The sequence below is a fragment of the Glutamicibacter sp. NPDC055354 genome (assembly GCF_053644955.1).
In genome coordinates, this window is the sequence record NZ_JBSHMB010000001.1 from 1,656,507 (window position 1) to 1,674,985 (window position 18,479).

Annotated in this window: 14 protein-coding genes; 7 read left to right on the top strand and 7 right to left on the bottom strand. The window is 63.6% G+C overall.

What is annotated here, in order from left to right; genetic code table 11:
• The first annotated feature begins 71 nt into the window (after positions 1-71).
• From putP to ACWICV_RS07745, 4 genes are all read left to right on the top strand, one after another.
• Positions 72-1,577, top strand: coding sequence for a sodium/proline symporter PutP (gene putP, locus ACWICV_RS07730; protein WP_402473508.1), 1,506 nt, complete (start codon positions 72-74; stop codon positions 1,575-1,577).
• Positions 1,578-1,751: 174 nt separating this feature from the next.
• On the top strand, positions 1,752-3,155 hold the full coding sequence (locus ACWICV_RS07735; RefSeq protein ID WP_454090525.1) for an NAD-dependent epimerase/dehydratase family protein: 1,404 nt from the start codon (positions 1,752-1,754) through the stop codon (positions 3,153-3,155).
• A 226-nt stretch (positions 3,156-3,381) separates the two neighbouring features.
• Positions 3,382-5,007: a biotin carboxylase gene (locus ACWICV_RS07740; RefSeq protein WP_454090524.1), complete on the top strand. Its 1,626-nt coding sequence runs from the start codon at positions 3,382-3,384 to the stop codon at positions 5,005-5,007.
• On the top strand, positions 4,997-6,238 hold the full coding sequence (locus ACWICV_RS07745; RefSeq protein ID WP_105658879.1) for a serine hydrolase domain-containing protein: 1,242 nt from the start codon (positions 4,997-4,999) through the stop codon (positions 6,236-6,238). Before ACWICV_RS07740 ends, ACWICV_RS07745 begins: the two co-directional genes overlap by 11 nt.
• A 172-nt stretch (positions 6,239-6,410) precedes the next feature.
• Here ACWICV_RS07745 and ACWICV_RS07750 read toward each other — a convergent pair whose 3' ends face one another.
• Both ACWICV_RS07750 and ACWICV_RS07755 read right to left on the bottom strand, forming a co-directional pair.
• Positions 6,411-9,146, bottom strand: coding sequence for an aminotransferase class I/II-fold pyridoxal phosphate-dependent enzyme (locus ACWICV_RS07750; protein ID WP_454090523.1), 2,736 nt, complete (start codon positions 9,144-9,146; stop codon positions 6,411-6,413).
• A 245-nt stretch (positions 9,147-9,391) separates the two neighbouring features.
• Positions 9,392-10,345: an Lrp/AsnC family transcriptional regulator gene (locus tag ACWICV_RS07755; protein WP_454090522.1), complete on the bottom strand. Its 954-nt coding sequence runs from the start codon at positions 10,343-10,345 to the stop codon at positions 9,392-9,394.
• 242 nt (positions 10,346-10,587) lie between these two features.
• Between ACWICV_RS07755 and ACWICV_RS07760 the strand changes: the two genes are divergently transcribed.
• From ACWICV_RS07760 to ACWICV_RS07770, 3 genes are read left to right on the top strand one after another with little or no spacing between them, the layout of a single operon-like run.
• Entirely contained in the window at positions 10,588-11,334 is a 747-nt protein-coding gene (locus ACWICV_RS07760) for a DUF5058 family protein (RefSeq protein WP_454090521.1), read from the top strand.
• A 9-nt stretch (positions 11,335-11,343) separates the two neighbouring features.
• Positions 11,344-12,063, top strand: coding sequence for a hypothetical protein (locus tag ACWICV_RS07765; RefSeq protein ID WP_454090520.1), 720 nt, complete (start codon positions 11,344-11,346; stop codon positions 12,061-12,063).
• 11 nt (positions 12,064-12,074) lie between these two features.
• On the top strand, positions 12,075-13,283 hold the full coding sequence (locus tag ACWICV_RS07770) for an amidohydrolase (protein WP_454090519.1): 1,209 nt from the start codon (positions 12,075-12,077) through the stop codon (positions 13,281-13,283).
• Between the two features lie 277 nt (positions 13,284-13,560).
• On the opposite strand, the gene ACWICV_RS07775 is transcribed toward ACWICV_RS07770, so the two are convergent.
• The 5 genes from ACWICV_RS07775 to mmsB all read right to left on the bottom strand — a co-directional run bounded on the left by ACWICV_RS07775 (position 13,561) and on the right by mmsB (position 18,403).
• Entirely contained in the window at positions 13,561-14,376 is an 816-nt protein-coding gene (locus ACWICV_RS07775; protein ID WP_454090518.1) for a Cof-type HAD-IIB family hydrolase, read from the bottom strand.
• A 6-nt stretch (positions 14,377-14,382) separates the two neighbouring features.
• Positions 14,383-15,192 (bottom strand): polyphosphate--glucose phosphotransferase, encoded by an 810-nt coding sequence (ppgK, locus tag ACWICV_RS07780; RefSeq protein WP_332727753.1) that lies wholly within the window; start codon positions 15,190-15,192, stop codon positions 14,383-14,385.
• Positions 15,193-15,262: 70 nt separating this feature from the next.
• A complete protein-coding gene (locus ACWICV_RS07785) occupies positions 15,263-16,327 on the bottom strand; it encodes an ROK family transcriptional regulator (RefSeq protein ID WP_400289543.1) in 1,065 nt (354 codons plus the stop codon).
• A 31-nt stretch (positions 16,328-16,358) separates the two neighbouring features.
• The gene (locus ACWICV_RS07790) at positions 16,359-17,456 is read right to left on the bottom strand and encodes an alcohol dehydrogenase catalytic domain-containing protein (RefSeq protein WP_454090517.1); all 1,098 of its coding nucleotides are present in this window, start codon (positions 17,454-17,456) and stop codon (positions 16,359-16,361) included.
• A 2-nt stretch (positions 17,457-17,458) separates the two neighbouring features.
• Positions 17,459-18,403: a 3-hydroxyisobutyrate dehydrogenase gene (gene mmsB / locus ACWICV_RS07795; protein WP_400289539.1), complete on the bottom strand. Its 945-nt coding sequence runs from the start codon at positions 18,401-18,403 to the stop codon at positions 17,459-17,461.
• Between the last annotated feature and the right edge of the window lie 76 nt (positions 18,404-18,479).

Here is an 18,479-nt window from a genome sequence, read left to right on the forward strand (position 1 = left end):
GACTCGCACCACAGAAATCCGCGCCTATGGCGGCTGAGAAAAGCCCCAGGCACAAACGGTAATGAGGAAAAATGTCCGACCAGACTTTCCAGATGATTGCGATCGCAATTTACATGGCCGCCATGCTTGGCATCGGCTATATTGCATATCGCCGCACCAACAACATTGACGATTACATGCTGGCCGACCGCGGCCTGAAGCCGTGGGTCGCAGCCCTTTCCGCAGGCGCATCCGACATGTCCGGCTGGCTGCTCATGGGCCTGCCCGGCGCCATCTACCTCGGTGGCTTGCACGAAGCATGGATCGGCATCGGTCTGCTCATCGGCGCGTGGCTGAACTGGAAGTTCGTCGCCCCGCGGCTGCGTTCCTACACCGCGATCTCGCAGAACGCCATCACCATCCCGAGCTTCTTCGAAAAGCGCCTGAAGGACAACAGCCACCTGCTGCGCATCGGCGCATCGGTGATCATCCTGGTGTTCTTCACCTTCTACGTATCCTCGGGAATGGTGGCTGCAGGCAAGTTCTTCGAGGCTTCCTTCGGCTGGCAGTACCTTGCGGGCATGTTCTTCGTGGCAGGAATCACCTTGCTCTACACCCTGTTCGGCGGCTTCCTCGGAGCATCCTTGACCGATATGGTCCAGGGCGTGCTGATGTTCGCCGCACTGATTGCCGTGCCAATTGTGGCAGTCATCCAGATCGGCAGCATCGGGGACATCACCTCGAAGGTCACCGAAGTCAATCCCGAAGCGTTCAACCTGTTCTCCTCCTTCAGCGACAACAGCGCGATCCTGGCCGCCGTGGCCATCTTCTCCACCGCAGCGTGGGGCCTGGGCTACTTCGGCCAGCCGCACATCATCGTGCGCTTCATGGCGCTGCGCACCCCGGGCGAAGCGAAGACCGCACGGCGCATCGGCATCGGCTGGATGTTCCTGACCACCCTGGGCGCCGTCGCCACCGCTTTGATCGGCGTCGCGTACTTCGCCGATCAGCCACTGGACAAGGCCAGCAGCGAAACTGTCTTCCTGCTGCTGAGCCAGATCTTCTTCCACCCGCTGATCGCCGGCCTGGTGCTCGCCGCTGTGCTGGCGGCCATCATGTCCACCATGTCCTCGCAGCTGATCGTCTGCTCCTCGGCACTGGTGGAGGACCTCTACAACATCACCGGCCGCAAGGCTTCGCCCAAGGCCCTGGTCATGCTGGGCCGCTCCGGCGTGCTGCTGGTGGCCGTAATCGCGGCCCTGCTGGCGCTGGACCCTGGCTCGTCCATTCTCAAGCTGGTCTCCTTCGCGTGGGCGGGCTTCGGCGCCGCCTTCGGCCCGGTCGTCCTGCTGGCCCTGTACTGGCGCAAGCTGACCGCCGTAGGCGGTTTCGCCGGCATGGTCACTGGCGCCGTCGTGGTGTTCATCTGGGGCAACGTCAAGCCGCTGTCCGCGGCCATGTACGAGATCGTCCCGGGCTTCATCGCCGCACTGGTTGTCGCATGGCTGGTTTCCCGGGCAACCTACCGCCCGAACCCGACCATCGATGCCGAGTTCACCGAAATGGAACAGGAAGTCGGCGCGAAGGTTACCGCCTAGCCAACGCACCGATGCAAAGCTCCCTTGGTCCGCATGGACCAAGGGAGCTTTTCCCGTTCCCGGACTCTGGTGTAACAGTTCAGGCAGGCTTCGATGTCTATCCTGCCGAAGTGCACCGGGCACAGTAGCCTAGAGCTATGCCCGAGAAACCGAGCTGGAAGGAACTATTCCAAGATGAGCACCACGAGTAAATTCACGCACTGGCAGCGCACCGAGTCGCAGTTCCTGGCCGCTGGCCCGCAGGCCGTCTACTCGATCGTGGGCAACCTGTCGCAGACCGGCCAGTGGATGAAGAGCTTCGACGGCTTCGTCGTGCATGACGACCAGCGCGGCGTGGGCACCAAGGTGGACCTGCTGCCGCCGGGCAAATTCTTCGGCCCGTTGCACCGCAGCACCGCGCCTTCGGGCTCCATCACCCGGCGCAACCAGGACACCCTCATGGTGGAGTTCACCCAGCCGCAGCCGGCCGGTGAAATGGTCTTGCGCTGGCAGGTAGAGCCCCATGAGCACGGATCCGTGCTGCACTTCACCGCTGAGCTCAACGGCCCGGGCACCACCGCTTTCAAATTCACCGTGGCCAACGCCCTGTGCAAGGACTTCGCCATCGCGGCGGCCCGCCTGTACCGGATCATCGCCCCGGGTGCGCACCGCAAACGCGATGCCCATGTGGTGATCTCCGGCGGTCGCGGATTCCTTGGCCGCAACCTCGTCGCCGATCTGGTCTGCCGCGGCATTTCCGTATCGGTGCTGACCCGCAACCCGGAAAATGATTTCCCTGCCGAGCAGTACAGCTGGGATGGCGTGCACCAGGGGCCCTGGGCCCGTGCGCTGTCCAGCAAGAACCCGGTGCACCTGGTCAATCTGGCCGGCGAGCGCGTCGATAAGCGCAACACCCCGGAGAACATCGCAGCGCTCACCGACTCGCGCGTGGCCTCCACTAAGACCCTGGCCGAAGCCGCAGCCTCGGCGCCCCAGCTGGCCACCTGGATCCAGGCCAGCACCACCGCCATCTTCGGTGACGCCGGCGAGGAAGAGCTGACCGAGTCCAGCCCCGTGCCCAGCGACCAGCGCGCCCTGCCGGAAATGACCGGGGTCGCTTCGGCATGGGAGCAGGCCTTCGCCGAAGCCGCGGTCAACGCCGAGCAGCGCTATCTCTTGCGCACCTCGCTGGTGATGCACCCCGATGCTCCCCTGCTTGGCCCGCTGAACCTGCTGGTGAATACCGGCATGGGCGGTCCGCTGGGGGACGGCAAGCAATGGTTCAGCTGGATTGGGCTGGAAGACTGGCTGCGCTTGATCCGTTGCCTGCTCGGCTTCGAAGAGCCCTCCATCCCTGCCGGCCTGGTTCATGCCGCCAGCCCGAAGCCGCTGCGCAATGCCGAGGTCATGGCCGCCTTGCGATCCATCGCGGGGTTGCCTGGCCTGCCCACCGGGTCGGTGCTGCCCAAGATCGGCGCCGCGGTCATGGGATCCAATGCCCGGGTCGCGTTGACCGGCCGCAAGGTCACCAGCGAAGTCTTGCAGCAGGCCGGATTCGAATTCCAGCAGCTGGATTTCGCATCGACGGTGTCTGGCTAGCAGCCGCCAGTTACCGCAATAAGGAGTAACCTTTACCTAGCTTTGAGCCCGAACCTGCCGTTGCATGCCAAGTCACAGGCCGCATCGGCGGGGGCGGGCTCAATGTTCACCACGCGTTAAGCAGAACGTGTGCCGGTGCTTACGATGAGCGCTGAGCATGAAACTGTCACGCATTGTGCCGTGCAACCGCCCTTCTTCGGACAGTTTCAAAGGACATCTCCACATCATGGCCAACATTCTTGAAGCCCACGCCCCGGCTTCTCGCCACCGCATGCCCAAACCCAGCGATCTGGACAAGCTGCGCCACAAGGCGCGCGTTGTTACCGATCAGCTCAGCGCCAACGTCGCCGTCGACGCGGCCTACAACGAGTCCGAACCCGAGAATCTCCCGGCCAAGGTCCTGCGCATGGACCGCAAGCTGAAGAACATGAGCGAAGTTCGCCATTTCTTCCGCACCAATACCACTCCGATATTCTTCCTCGGCGCCACCCCGGTCAATCTGCTGGGCCTTGACCGATGGGTCCGCAAATTCAGCTACATCACCTACTACGACGGCTGGGACGGCCACCACCCGCGGGTCTTCACCCCCGCCGAGAAGCCCTATGTCGATTTCCAGAGCGCCGAAGAGATCAACAACTGGCTGCTGGAGAACTCCGAGGTCCGCGAATACATCGATTCCCAGTGCACCCCGGGCGGTCCCCGGCCGAAGATCGCGATGGTCTTCTTCGACGAGGAAACCGAATCAATCTGCGAGGAACTGGGCTACGACCTGATCCTGCCCTCGGCCGCCTTGCGCACCGAACTGGACTCGAAGATCGTTACCACCAAGCTGGGCAATGCCGCCGGCGCACCATCGGTGCCCAACGTGCTGGGCACCGCCGATAACTACGACGAGCTCATGGAACTGGCCGGGGAAGCCGGCCTGGGCAAGGACCTGGTCGTCCAGACCCCCTACGGGGATTCGGGCAAGACGACCTTCTTCATCGACTCGAAGGCGCAGTTCAAGGCGCATGCCAAGAACATCATCGGCGAACAGCTCAAGATCATGAAGCGCATCAACAACCAGCCGGTAGCCGTTGAGGCAGTGCTGACCGAATGCGGCACGGTGGTGGGGCCGATCCTGACCGAACTGGCCGGCTACAAGGAACTGACTCCGTACAAGGGCGGCTGGTGCGGCAATGAGATGCACCCGGATGTGATCACCGACTCGCAGCGTTCGCGCGCCATCGATCTGGTCCGCAAGGTGGGCAACGGTCTGAAGGACACCGGCTACCGCGGCTTCTTCGAGGTGGACGTGCTGGTGGACACCGACACCGACGAGGTGTACCTGGGCGAACTGAACCCGCGCATCTCCGGGGCTAGCGCCATCACCAACGTCACCGCCGGAGCCTATGCCGACGTGCCGCTGTTCCTCTTCCACCTGCTTGAATTCCTTGATGTGGAATTCGAGCTGGACGTTGACGAGATCAATGCTCGCTGGGAAGAGATGAGCGGGGCTGATGTCTGGAGCCACATGATCATCAAGGAAACCGATGACATCCTGCAGTACATCACCCATGCCCCACGCACCGGAAACTATTACCTCGACTCGCGCGGCAAGCTGCAATTTTCCCGTTCCGCATTGGACTGGCACCAGCTGCAGACCCACAAGGAAGCATTCTTCCTGCGCATCTACGGCGTAGAGGATTACCGATGGAAGGGAGCCGATCTTGGGGTCCTGGTCACCAAGGCCAAGCTGCAGTACGAAGGCAAGAAGAAAACCAAGCTCAGCATCGATGCCAAGCACTTCATCTCCTGCATCCGATCCCAATACAAGGGAATTGACGTTCCGCCATCAGAGCATGGCAACTGAAGCGACTGATGCCGCCGGGCACATGGCGGCCAACTTGGCAGGTCCTCCCAGCAAGGCGCTGAACATCGCCACCTGGCAGTACCCGCAGAATATCAAGCGCTCATTCCAGAACATCGCCAGGATCCATCCCACCGTGAAGGTCTCGCGCGGCGATGGCCCGATCGTCAGGCTGCACCTGGCCGAGGAGAAGCTGGGCAAACTGGAAGTGGCCAAGGCGAGCATTACCGACCCGGCGCTGACCGTGCGCGGGGTAATGCACGCGACCAATACCGACGCCGTGCTGGTCATGCACAATGGACGGATCCTCTGGGAGAAGTACTACAACACCATGACCTCGCTGACCGATCATCTGCTGATGTCGGTCAGCAAGACCCTGGTGGGTTCCCTGGCCGGGGCGCTGGTGGACGCCGGAATGCTTGATACCGAGCAGGCGGTAGCCACCTACGTGCCGGCGTTGGAACGCAGCGGCTATGCCGGCGCCCGGGTGCGCGACCTGCTGGATATGCGCTCCGGGATCAAATTCTCCGAAGAGTATCTGGATCCCAATGCCGAGGTGCGCCAGCTGGAGGAGGCCATCGGCTGGGCCCCGTCGCGTGGCGGCATCGGGCCTATCGGGATGTACGAGTTCTTGCTGACCCTGCAGGCCAAGGGACCGCACGGCGGGGTCTTCGAATACCGTTCCTGCGAGACCGACGCCCTGGGCTGGGTGCTGGAAGCCGCCGGCGGCGCCCCGCTGCAGGAACTGCTTTCGGATTATGTCTGGTCCAAGCTCGGTGCCCAGCAGGATCTGGTGATGGGCGTTGACCAATTCGGCACCGGAATGTTCGACGGCGGATTCAACGCCTGCCTGCGCGATTTGGCGCGTTTCGGCCATCTCTATGTCAATGGCGGGCGTGCGCTGACCGGCAAGCAGGTTCTCTCCGAGGCATGGATCGCCGACACCTTCGCCACCGATCCCGCGCTGGTCCAGGCGTTCGCCCAGTCCCCGGGCGACAACATGATGCCCGGCGGGCACTACCGGAACCAGATCTGGTTCCCGAACCCTGCCACCGGGGCCGCGGTGGCCCTGGGCATCCATGGCCAGATGATCTATATGGATCCGGCGACCAAGCTGGTCGCGGTCAAGCTGTCCAGCTGGCCGCTGCCGCAGGATGCTTCCAAGCTGTTCCCGACCATTCGTGCGTTCGAGGCGATCTCGGCGCATCTGGCCGGACGGAAAATACAGCCTTAGGGCTGCTTACGATTCAGGCCCTGATTTGCGCATTCGGTGCGCGAATCAGGGCCTTTCGGGTCGTGACGGCAACTGTTCTTGCGTGCAGCGTTCTTCGCCGCGGAAGCCGGAACCCACCCGGGGATGCCGGGTGGGTTCGCAAGCTGCGTTCAAGGCAAGCCGCTCAACCCGCTCAGGGCTGCTGCGCCGCGATCTGTTCCAGGGCTTCGCAGGTGAACACCTGGTAGCCCAGATCCTGGTGGTAACCGTGGATTTCGCGGGTGTCCAATCGGTCCATGTAATCCAGAATGCACAGGGTAATGACCTGGCCGGGGACCAGCACCGGGAATCCCGGCGGGTACGGGGTGACGAATACCGCCGACACCACGCGTTCTCCGTTCACCAGCTGGGTGCGGATCTGCGCGGAGGACAGGAAATGCGTCGCCGGGTCCTGGTAGGTCAGGTAGTAGGCCGAGCGCATGTCCCCGCTTCCACCGCCTCCTGCGAATTCAGGAGCGAAGGCGCTGAAGTCCGGCAACGGAATCTGTTCGGCTGCAGGCTTCTTGCCCAGCGCCAGCACTCTCCCATCCAGGCGGCGTTTGCGGTCCAGTTCCTCCGCGATCTTCACCAGCACCTCGATCAGGTGCGCCACGGCCGAACGGGTGGTGCCGATATTGGTCATCAGCAGCACCGAGGTGCGGCCGGTCTTGTTGACCTGGATCGAATGCCCATCCATCAGGTACTCGTGCTTGAATGTGTCCCCGTCCACGCCCGTGCGGCTGATGTCCAGGGTCAGGCGTGAGGGGTCCACCACGAACTCGTCTTCTGCCCAGGCTTCGTCCCAGGCTGCCAGGCCGTCGCGCACCGGGTTCTGCGTGGTGGACCGGCGGTACTTCTGCGGGATTAGGTCCGTCGAGTGCAGGATCTTGAAATACTTGCCCAGCAGCTCGTTGCGCGCCATGGCCCGCGAAATCGACTGCGCCAAATCGACCTGGCGCTGCACCAGCGCGTAGCCTTCCAGCTCGGCCTGGCGGCGGCCGATATCCAGCGAAGCGAGGATCTGGTAGTTCGGCGAGGTGGAGGTGTGGGTCATGTAGGCCTCGCGGAAGGCGTTGAGGTTGCGCACCGCGAAGTCCTGGTCGTAGATGTGGATCATCGAGCCCTGGCGCAACGAGGTCAGGGTCTTATGCGTGGACTGGGTGGAGTACACCCGCAAGCGGACCTGCTCCGGATCCGGAATCAACCGGGTGTCCAGCCAGGCCTGGTCATTCTCCGGGTGCTCCACGGTGCCCGGTGATGGAAGGGCCGCACGCTGCGCGGCGTAGCGCTGGTGGTAATCCGCGGTCTGCAGCTGCTTTTCGAGCACGGCCGCCACGGTCATGGCGGTGCGCTGGCGGTACACCGGGTGGAATCCTGCGAAGGCGAACCAGGCCTCGTCCCAGAGGAACACCAAATCCGGCTTGATGGCCAGGCATTCTTCCATCACCCGGCGCGGGTCGTAGATGATCCCGTCGAAGGTGCAGTTGGTCAAGGTCAGCATCTTGACCTTGTGCAGCAGGCCCTCGCGGCGCAGTTGCAGCAGCCGTCCCTTGATCTCCTCCAGCGGCACCGCCCCGTACATCGAATGCTCGTTGAGCGGGTAGGCCTCCAGGTAGCTGACGTTCGCCCCGGCGAGTACCAGCGAGTAGTGGTGGGACTTGTGGCAGTTGCGGTCCACCAGCACGATGTCCCCCGGAGCGAGAATCGACTGGTGCACGATCTTGTTGGCGGTCGACGTGCCATTGGTGACGAAGTAGGTGCGGTGGCTGCCAAAAGCCCGGGCCGCCAGCTCGTGGGCCTTCTTGATGGAACTTTGCGGGTCCAGGAGGGAATCGAGCCCGCCGGAGGTGGCCGAGGTTTCGGCCAGCAGCAGGTTCTTGCCATAGAAGTCCACCAGGTCCCTGGCCCATGGGGAGTTCTGCACCGAACCTGCGCGGGAGATCGGCATGGCGTGGAAGACCCCGCCAGGCCGCTTGGCGTACTTCTGCAGCGCGTTGAAGAACGGGGTCTGGTAGCGTTCGAGCACTTCCGAGACAATCGACAGGTGCAGATCCATCCGGTCATTGCGCGAGAAGATCCGGCGGAAACGCCCGGTGATCTCGTGGGCAATCGATTCCAGGGCGACCCCGGCGATCAGGTACACCGGGACTTCGGGGCGCAGTTCATCGAGGATGTTTTCCAGATCCAGCAGGCCCTGGATCTGCCTAGTGGATTGGAAATAGCCTTCCATCCGCCGGGCAATGAAATTCTTGAGCGTCGAGGAAAGCCGGCGGCGCGTGCGCACATCAAAGCGTGCGGTGAGCACGACGGACTGGATGCCGGGATTGATCAGGATCGCGGCCAAGGCATCTTCCACGCTGGGCACCACCACGAAGTTGTAGTGGAACGGATCGGTGCGCTGGCGCTGTTCGGCGATTTCTTCCTTGAAAAGCTCAATCTCCTCCGCCGGGCCATTATCCACCAGCAGGATTTCCACCATCGGTGCCTGCACCCTGGCGTTGCCAGGTGCACCGTTGCCCAGCTGGGATGGATCCTGTTCCGCCTCGTCATGGCCTTCAAGGTCGATGTACTGGGTCAGCGTCCTGAAGGTCTGGTTCGCTTGGTAGACCAGCTTCATGGCATCTTCGTACTGCCCGCCGGACATGAGCCGGGAAACCTCGTTGAAGTATTCGATGCCGGGATTCGCCCAGTACGGTTCTATGGCTGCCAGCAGCCCCAGCAACCGGCCGGCCTCCAGTTCGTGCTCCGTGCGGCGGTCTTCCTCCTGGTATTCAGAAGAGATCTCGCTGAGCACATAGCCCAAGTGCTCCCAGGCGTCCTTGCGTTTGCGCCACGCGCTTTCAGGCGTAGCCGTTCCCTGGTTCGTCCCGTAGGTCAACCTCTTGCTCACGGTTGCCGGTATTCCTTTCACCCCTGCAGCGTTAACTGGTTGTTAACAGCGCGAGCGAAGCCATGCCGCCCGGTATCGTGAGACTATGCCACTTCCGAAGCGGTTCCGAACCGTTGAGACGATATTACGCATTATTATCGCCTTTCGGGGAAGTGTTCACCTTGCGTTTACCGCCGCTGGCCCCCCTCGGCTGCGGGAGCGAAAAACCGGTGAATTGTTGCTGAACACCTTATCCGCCGGCCTGTTCAGGCGCCGGCCAGCTGACCGCCGCGTTTGCGGGCACCGAGCACCATCGAGGTGCGCAGCTGGACCATTTCGCCCCATTTCGTCTTGGCAATGAATTCGTAGAGATCCCGCTGGGTTGGCACCGTGACGTCCACGAGCAATTGGGCATCGCCAGCCACCGCGGCAACATACCTCACCTGCGGCAGGCTGGTGAGCAGGGTCCCCAACGCATCCACATGGGCCGGGGAGACCTGGACCCAGAGCAGCGCTTCGACCTTGAATCCCATCAGCGCGGGATCAACCAGCGCACGAATGGAGATGTGCTCGCCGCGCAGCAACCAATCCAGCCGGCGGGAGACCGAGGTTTCGCTCAGGCGCACTTGGCGCGAGATAGTTTCGATGCTTGCCCTGCCGTCCTTGCGCAGCACGTCGATGATGAGGTGATCGCTGTCCCCCAGCTCTCCGACGGGGTTCCACGTGGTCAGTTCCCCTCCGGTGCTGGGGGCCAAAGCCGTTTCCTGCGCATTGCTCAGTGCCGCGCCGCGCCATGCGCGAATGGTCTTGAAGTATTTCAGGATCGGGTAGATCTGGATATTGCTCAGGCCCGGGGTGGCCGGAAGCTGCAACGTCAGGATGTCCTGCAACCCGCCGTCGTAGTGCAGTTCGCTGACGACGTCGCTTTCACCGGTGACCATATAGGTGAAGCTGGTGTCGGTTCGCGCGGACAGCGCTTGGCTGGCTACCGGGATCGTTCCGGGCGCGCAGCTCACCGAGGCAATCACGGCGCCGGCGCGATGGGCAATAGCCGCGATCTTCACCTTCCCCTGCTCGAGCAGGGCTGAACCGTAGCGGGCAACGGTACGTTCCGGTTCGCCAATCACCCGGGCGATCTTGCGCCAAGTCGCGCGGCCGTCGACCTGCAAGGCGACGATGATTTGCCGTTCCAGGTCGCTGAGGATGCTTAAATCGGACATGATTCCTGCTTTCAGGCCACAACCGCCGCATGGCGCCGGTACCACTGCAATTCATATGGAAAAAGTTCAGATTATTTCGTCTAAATTCCCAAGTTCCACTCGTGCAATTGGGGTGTTTTGGAGGATTTGGCCAGATTTATGGCTAATCAATTCATATCTTGCCAGAAACATTCTAATCCCGGATCGTTGGTACTCGATAGAGATCCAGCTCACATCCACTGTTTCCAACCCAAGGAGCACTCATGAATCCGCAACTCGTCATGGCAGCAGGTGATCCCGGATCAACCGACATCTGGGCTCTGGCCAACTCGCCGGTCCTCTGGCTTTGCGCGCTGGGTGTCTTCGCTGTCATCTTCGTGCAGTGCATCTTGTATTCGCGGGCGGCGAAGAAGGCAGCTCCGCATGTGGACATGCCGCTCAACGAAGTCAAGGAATCCTTCCGTGCCGGCATGGTCGCGTCCATCGGCCCGTCCCTGGCGGTGGTCCTGGTAGCTATCGCACTGCTGGCCCTTTTCGGCACACCCGCGGTCCTGGTACGCATCGGCCTGATCGGCTCCGCCGCGGCTGAAACCGGTTCTGCGAGTATCGCGGCCAGCACCATGGGTGCGTCCCTCGGTGGAGGCAGATACACCCAGCAGGTCTTCGGAGTCGCCTTCTTGGCCATGAGCCTGTCCGGCGCCATGTGGATGATCTGCACGCTGATCATGACCCCGCTGCTGAAAAAGGGCGGCGCGTCCATGTCCAAGCGCAACCCGGCAATCATGGCGCTGATCCCCACCGCGGCCCTGCTCGGCGCGTTCTCCGCACTGACCATTGCCGAACTGCCGAAATCCAGCATCCACGCAATTCTGGTGGGAATCTCCGCAGCCTGCATGGGCTTGTGCTTGTACCTGGCCAAGGTGCTGAACATCAAATGGCTCAAGGAATGGGCCTTGGGCATTTCCATCGTCGTTTCCATCGTCGCCGCCTACTTCCTGCACACCGCCTAAGGACCAATCATGACTACGACACCCCAATTGACCGGCGCCGACGCATCAATGGCGCGATTCGAGAAGCAGACGTCGCGCTACGGCTCGATCACCATGCTCATCGGACTGGTGCTCTCGCTGATCGGCCCGATCTACATCGCCTTCTTCAGCGGTCTGCAGATCACCCCGTCCATGATTTGGGTCGCCTTCCTCGCCGTGGGTGCAACCTTCGGCGTGCTGTGGATCGTCGAACCGCTGACCTACTTCCCCATCCTCGGTTCGGCAGCCATGTACCAGGCGTTCATGATCGGCAACATCTCCAATAAGCTGCTTCCGGCGGCGATCGTGGCCCAATCCACCATTGGCGCCAAGCCCGGATCCAAACGCGGCGACCTAGCCGCGGTCATGGCCATCTGCGGTGCAGCAACCGTCCACCTGACCAGCTTGCTGCTGTTCGTCGGCCTGCTGGGCACCTGGCTTGTTTCCATGATCCCCCTCGAAGTCATCGAGGTGGCCCGCCTGTACATCCTGCCTTCGCTGATGGGTGCCGTGCTGGTCCAGAGCATCGTGGCAATGAAGTCGCTGCGCCCCACCATCATCGCCCTGGCGTTGGCCCAGGCCATGAACTTCGTGGTCGTTCCGGCGGCACCAGCGGTGGGCATGTTCGCCACCGCCATCGTGGTCATCAGCTCCATCGTCTTCTCCTGGGTCCTGCGCGACCGCAAGAAAATCTACACCGCAGAAAGCTAGAGGATCATTCCATGCTGAACACCTTCGGGCTCACCGAAACCGAAACCCAAACCCTGCACGAGGACTACCTGCACCTGCACCGCACCCCGGAGCTGTCCATGCAGGAGCACAACACGGCCGCGTTCATCGAGTCCAGGCTCGAAGACCTGGGCATCGAGCACTTCCGCTGCGGCGGCACCGGTGTGGTGGGCATCCTGCGCAACGGCGAGGGGCCAGTGGTGGCCTTCCGCGCCGACAGCGACGGGTTGCCCATCGCCGAGGACACCAAGGTGGACTACGCCTCCACCGCCAGGGGCCTGCTGGCTGATGGCACCGAAGTGCCGGTGATGCACGGCTGCGGCCACGACACCCACGTGGCCAGCGCCCTGGGCGCGGCCCGCGTGCTGGCCCGCAGCACCGGCCAGTGGGCCGGCACCGTGGTGTTCATCTTCCAGCCCGGCGAGGAAACCAGCGCCGGAGCCGCCGCCATGCTCGCCGATGGCCTGTGGGAGCGGGCTCCGCGGCCATCAGCAGTCCTCGGCCAGCATGTCTTCCCCTTCCCCACGGGAATCATCCACATCACCCCGGAATCGGCGATGGCGATGGCCAACTCGCTGGAGGTTACCCTCTACGGCAAGCAGGCCCATGGTTCCCAGCCGCAGGATTCCATCGACCCGATTGTCCTGGGAGCCAATATCATCACCCGGCTGCAGACCATCACCTCGCGCGAAGTGCATCCGCTGGATTCCGCCGTGGTCACCTGCGGCTCGTTCCATGCGGGCCTGAAGGAAAACATCATCCCGGACACTGCGGTGCTCACGCTGAACATCCGCACGCTCACCGAACCGGTCCGCGAGAAGGTGCTGGATGCGGTCACCCGCATCATCAATGCCGAGGCGCAGGCCTCCGGTGCTCCGCAGCCGAAGATCGAGCAGCTCTACACCTTCCCGCGGCTGTACAACGACCCGGAGCAGACCGGCAACGTCGTGGGCGCACTGCGCGGGGAATTCGGGCAGGAGCAGGTCCGCCTGGTGCCGCCGCTCATGGGGTCCGAGGACTTCGGCTCCCTGGGTGATGCCATCGGCGTGCCGAACGTGTTCTGGATGTTCGGCGGTGCCGACCCGCAGGATCCAGCACCGGCTGGCAACCACTCCCCGTTCTTCCTGCCCGAATACCGTGGCGCATTGGATTCGGGGGTACGGGCCGCCCTGGCGGGAATCCGCCACTACCTGGGCAACTAGCCAACGCGAAAAGCCGGGGTCCAGGTGAAGGAAAAACCTCCACCCGGACCCCGGCCCGTGCAGTTCCGCCCGAACGCTAGCCCTTGGGCTTGCGATCGAAAACCCCGCAACCGATCAACGCGATAAGCACCAGGACTGCGCCCATGATGGCTGTTGTCGATTCCATGGCTCATTCCCCTTTTGCCCAATAGCACCCAGCAGGTTCACTCGATGCCCCGAGCCTAGCGGGAATCGGCCGCCGCCGGCATCGGCCCCAAGAGGTATCTTGACCGTGGCTTCAGAGCCGGGTACGCCCATCGAGGTAGGCGCCGAGCACCTGCAGCACACCGTGCTCGAGGTTGGAAGGCGCGGTGAAGTTCGCGGCTTCTGCCACCACCGGATGCGCATTGGCCATGGCGAAGGAGTAGGTGGCGGCCTTGATCATTTCCAGGTCATTGGGGTAGTCGCCGAAAACTGCCGTTTCATCCGCGCTGATTCCCAGCTTGTCCTGCAACGCTGCCAGGGCCAGTCCCTTGTGCACGCCGTGGTTCATGGCATCCACCCAGTGGCTGCCGGAGATCACCACCTGCAGCGGCACCTGCAGCGCTGCCGCCATTGTCTGCACGGCGCCGGTGCCGACGTTGACGGCCATCTTGATGATCTCGTCCTCGACCTGGGCCAGGTCGTCAACCACCTGCACGGCGCGGTAGTACGGGGCCACGGCGTTGGCAAACCGTTCATCGGCGCGCTCCACATAGGCGGTGCGGCGTCCGCACAGCACCAATCCGGCGTCCAGCGCGGCTTGCCCGCGCACGGCCTGGATCACGGCGGCTACCGATGGCGGATCGATGATGTTGGAGTAGATCTCATTCTCGCCGTGCATCACGACGGTCCCGTTCTCGGCAATGATCGCGATCTCCCCCAAGGGGGCGAACTGCTCGCGCAGGGTCGCGAACTGGCGCCCGGAAGCCGGCACGAACTTGATGCCGCGGGCCTGGAGCTTGTCGATCACAGCCCACGAGGCCTCGGGGATCTTGCCTTCGCCGTCCAGGAAAGTGCCGTCCATGTCAACGGCGACGAGCTTGATCTGGGCCTTCGGGTCAATCGTATGCATAGGTTCCTAGTTGCCGGGTTTCAGCGCGCGATGCGCAGCGCCCAGTACCCCGGCGGCGTTGTTGAATTGGGCAGGCACGATCCTGGCTCGCAGTTCCAGCTGCGGCAGGAACTTTTCGTGGTCTTCCGAGATCGCTCCGCCGATGATGATCAAATCCGGGCTGCACAGGAATTCCACGTGGGACAGGTAGCGTTGCAGGCGGGCGATGTACTGCTCCCAGCTGAGGTTTTCCTCGTGCATGACTCGCGCGGCGGCCTTGCTCTCGGCATTGAATCCGTCGATTTCGAGGTGGCCGAATTCGACATTCGGGAACAGCACGCCGTCGCGGAAGAAGGCCGAGCCGATGCCCGTGCCCAGGGTCAGCAGCAAGGTGCTGCCCTTGACCGGCTTGCCCTGCTCGGCTCCGGCACCCGCGTAGACCTCGGCCACGCCGGCGGCATCCGCATCGTTGAGCACAAAGACGTCACGGCCCAGGATCGCGCTGAAGGTAGCGGTGACGTCCAAGCCGATCCAGGCCTTGTCGATATTGGCCGCCGAGTGCACGACCCCGTCGATGACGATGCCAGGCACGGTGACGCCAGCGGGGATTCCTGCCAGCTCGTCGCCGGTGAGCTCCTGCAGGTCGGCAACGATGCCCGCCATCACCTGGGCGACAGCATCCGGATGCGCGCCCTCAGGCGTAGCTGCCTTGCTGAAGGTGCTCTCAACAAGCTTGCCGTCGGTTCCAACCAATCCGTACTTGATCGACGAGCCGCCCAGATCAAGGCCGATGGCAGCGAACTGGGACGTGGATGCCGATGCGTCAGATGGTGCCATCAGTGGTCTCCCCGGTGAAGCAAATAAAATTTTAAGGACTCTTTACAATATATAGCTTGGATCACTTTGGTCAACGTACCCGGTAGTTTTCCCATAAGTTGGCCAAGGCCAGCTCCCGGGCGCCGGCCAAAGCGCCGCGTGCCGCGGCCTCCGTTCCCAAGGTGGAAAGCTGAACATGAACCGGTTTGGGCAGCAAGCTGTTCAGTTCGCTTTCCAGCGCCGCGCACAATTGAGGCGTGAGCCCCGGGCCGATGGCCACCACTCGCTGCGGATCGACGAAGCCGATCAGGTTGGCCAGGACACGGCCGAACGGGGACAGGAAGGCTGGCCAGTTCCGTTCATCGGCCAGTTTTTCCCAGAGCACGCGGGTCTGGAACATCCCGGCCTCGCCGAGCGCATCGCGCAGGTTCGCGGTGCCTACCAGCTGGGTCTCCAGCTCGCCGGCGGTGCCGTGCTTGCCGCGGTGCAGCGCACCGTCGATGACCAGGCCTGCGCCCAGGCCGGAACCGATGTAGATCATCATCAAGGAACCGGCCAGCTCCCCGGCTTCGGCCAGGGCCATCCAATTCACGTCGTTATCCAGCAGCACCGGAACCCCGCCGGCGAACTGGCCGGCAAGGTTGGCCCCGGAGGAAGGGAAAATCGGGGTGGCCAGGACTCGCAGCCCGCCATCGCGCTGCACCGGGGCTGACTGGCTCACGGCCCCGGCCAGCAATGGGGAGCCGAGCTCAGCGGCCACGCGGGAGATCTCGCGGGCTCCCATTTGCTCTACCTGCGCGGCGGTGGTTTGCGCCGTCAGCGGGTAGAAGCGGTCCACCAGCGTCTTTCCGGCCAAGTCGGTGGCGCGGACCTGCAGGAATTCTGCCTGCAGGCACAGTGCCAGCAGGTGGCCGAAGCCGCTGTCCAGCGCATAGTGCTCGGGAACGCGGCCGCGCTTGGGCTCGTTGTCCCGCTCGATGGACGAGGCCAGGCCGTTCTCCTGCAGGCGCGAGATCGCCTGTGATGCGGTGGGCTTGGAGATCCCCAGATCCGCAGCGATCTGGGTACGGGTCGCCGGGGCTTGGCAAAGGTAATCGAATACCCGGATGTCAGTCAGCGTTGCCAGGGCACGGGGCCCCGCAGTGGAATCAGTCACCCACCAATCCTACTGGCCTTCTGCCCTGATTTCAGGGCAGCAGAACTTGGCGCACCGACCGTCCCTCGGCTAGTGCATCCAGGGCGTCGTTGACCTCGGCCAGCGGCCTGGTTTCCACGAGTTTCTCCACAGGGAGCTTGCCGGAGCGCCAGAGCTGCTCGTAGTAGGGAATGTCCTTCTTGGGCAGGGCAGAACCCATGTAGCTGCCGATGATCGTACGCGCACCTGCGGTCAGGCCCAGGGGCTCGATGCTGCTCATCGCGCCCGGAGCCGGAAGCCCCACGGTCACCAGGGTTCCGCCCACGCCGGTGGCCTGCAAGGCGGTTTCGAAGGCACGCGGATGCCCCGCGGCCTCGATCACGATTTCGGCGGTGCGCTGCCCTAGGGCCTGCGGCGTGCAGGCTTCATCGGCGCCCAAGGCCAGCGCGGTGGCCAGCTTGTCCTCATTGGCGTCAACGGCCAGGATACTGCCGGTGCTCCTTTGCCCCGCGGCCACCAGCAAGGCGGCCATGCCTACCCCGCCCAGGCCGACGATGGCAACATCCTGGGCGCCGGTTGCCCCGGCGGCATTGCGCAGTGCACCGCCGCCGGTGAGCACCGCGCAGCCCAGCACCGCGGCCACTTCAGCAGGAACGTCCGCGCCCACCGGGATGAGGCTGCGCGCATCCATCACCGCGTAGTCGGCAAAGGCCGAGACGCCGAGATGGTGATGGACCGGCTGGCCGTCGAGGGCCAACCGGCGAGCGCCGGTCAGCAGGGTCCCTGCACCGTTGGACGCGGTGCCGGCGCTGCACGGCAGCTTGCCGCCCTTGGCGCAGGCTTCGCATTTCTCGCAGCGCGGCAGGAAGACCGAGATCACCTGTTGGCCGATGTCCAGATCCCCCCCATCACCCGCCTGCTCGACGATGCCTGCTGACTCGTGGCCCAGCACCATCGGCAGCGGACGCGGCCGGTTCCCGTCGATCACCGACAAGTCCGAATGGCACAGTCCGGCCGCGGTGATGCGCACCAGCACTTCGCCGGGCCCGGGTTCTTCGAGCTGCAGCTGGCGCATCGCCAGCGGCCGGTGCTTGGCATAGGGCCGCTGGTTCTCCCGGCGCTCAAGCACCGCGGCATGGATCTGGCGCATGCTCAGCCCACGGTTGGCTGGTTGGCTTCGGCCGACTCCGGGTTCCACCCGCGCACGCCACCTTCTGGCAGCAGGTTCTTCACGATCAGCGAGCAGTCCTTGTCCCCCAGTCCCTGCTCGATCAGTTCGTCGAAGTGCTCGCGGGCCAAGCTGGCTGCCGGCAGCTGCACCCCGGTGCTTGCGCCCGCGTCCAGGGCCAACCCGATGTCCTTGCGGGCCAAGTCGGTGCGGAAGGTGGCCTCGAAGTTGTTGTTCGCCGCGGCGGTATCGATGATGCCCGGCACCGGGTACCAGGTCTGCTGCGCCCAGGAGCGTCCCGAGGAGACCGAGGCGATCTGCCAGAAGACTTCCGGGTCCAGGCCCAGGGCCTCGGCTAGCTGGGAGCCTTCGGCGCTGGCCATCAGGTCGATGAACAGCATCATGTTGTTGCAGATCTTGGCGGCAATGCCCATGGAGGGGCCCCCGGCAACGATGGTCTTCCCGCTCATCGGGGCGATGAATCCGGTGGCCTGCTCCATCAGTTCTGGTGCCCCGCCGAGCATGAAGGCCAGGGTTCCGGCCGCGGCTCCGGAGATGCCGCCGGAGACTGGGGCATCGACGAAGTGCAGGCCGCGCTGCGCGGAGCCCGCGTGGATGTAGCGGGAAGTCTCGATGTCCACCGTGGAGGAATCCAGCAGCAGCATGTCCTTGCTGGCGTTGGCCCAAATGCCGGCGTCACCCTCATAGACCGCGCGCACGTGCTCTCCCTTGGGCAGCATGGTGAACACGGCGTCGGCCTGGTCCATGGCTTCGGCGATCGATCCGGCTATCTGTACTCCGCCGTCGGCCGCGGCGGCGCAGGCCTGCTCGTCCAGGTCGTAGCCGCGCACGGTGTGCCCTGCGGCCACCAGATTCGCGGTCATCGGTCCGCCCATGTTGCCCAGGCCAATCCATGCGTACGTGCTCATCTGCACACCCCTCGTCCTTGAGTATTGTCCTTGTCAGGCCAGCGTAGGGTGCGCGGCGTGCCAGACTCAATGCACT

Coding starts and splice junctions, on each gene's coding strand:
- mmsB (WP_400289539.1), bottom strand. CDS start 18,403: ATGAGCACGTACGCATGGATTGGCCTGGGCAACATGGGCGGACCGATG.
- ACWICV_RS07760 (WP_454090521.1), top strand. CDS start 10,588: ATGAATCCGCAACTCGTCATGGCAGCAGGTGATCCCGGATCAACCGAC.
- ACWICV_RS07775 (WP_454090518.1), bottom strand. CDS start 14,376: ATGCATACGATTGACCCGAAGGCCCAGATCAAGCTCGTCGCCGTTGAC.
- ACWICV_RS07745 (WP_105658879.1), top strand. CDS start 4,997: ATGGCAACTGAAGCGACTGATGCCGCCGGGCACATGGCGGCCAACTTG.
- putP (WP_402473508.1), top strand. CDS start 72: ATGTCCGACCAGACTTTCCAGATGATTGCGATCGCAATTTACATGGCC.
- ACWICV_RS07770 (WP_454090519.1), top strand. CDS start 12,075: ATGCTGAACACCTTCGGGCTCACCGAAACCGAAACCCAAACCCTGCAC.
- ACWICV_RS07755 (WP_454090522.1), bottom strand. CDS start 10,345: ATGTCCGATTTAAGCATCCTCAGCGACCTGGAACGGCAAATCATCGTC.
- ACWICV_RS07740 (WP_454090524.1), top strand. CDS start 3,382: ATGGCCAACATTCTTGAAGCCCACGCCCCGGCTTCTCGCCACCGCATG.
- ACWICV_RS07765 (WP_454090520.1), top strand. CDS start 11,344: ATGACTACGACACCCCAATTGACCGGCGCCGACGCATCAATGGCGCGA.
- ACWICV_RS07790 (WP_454090517.1), bottom strand. CDS start 17,456: ATGCGCCAGATCCATGCCGCGGTGCTTGAGCGCCGGGAGAACCAGCGG.
- ppgK (WP_332727753.1), bottom strand. CDS start 15,192: ATGGCACCATCTGACGCATCGGCATCCACGTCCCAGTTCGCTGCCATC.
- ACWICV_RS07735 (WP_454090525.1), top strand. CDS start 1,752: ATGAGCACCACGAGTAAATTCACGCACTGGCAGCGCACCGAGTCGCAG.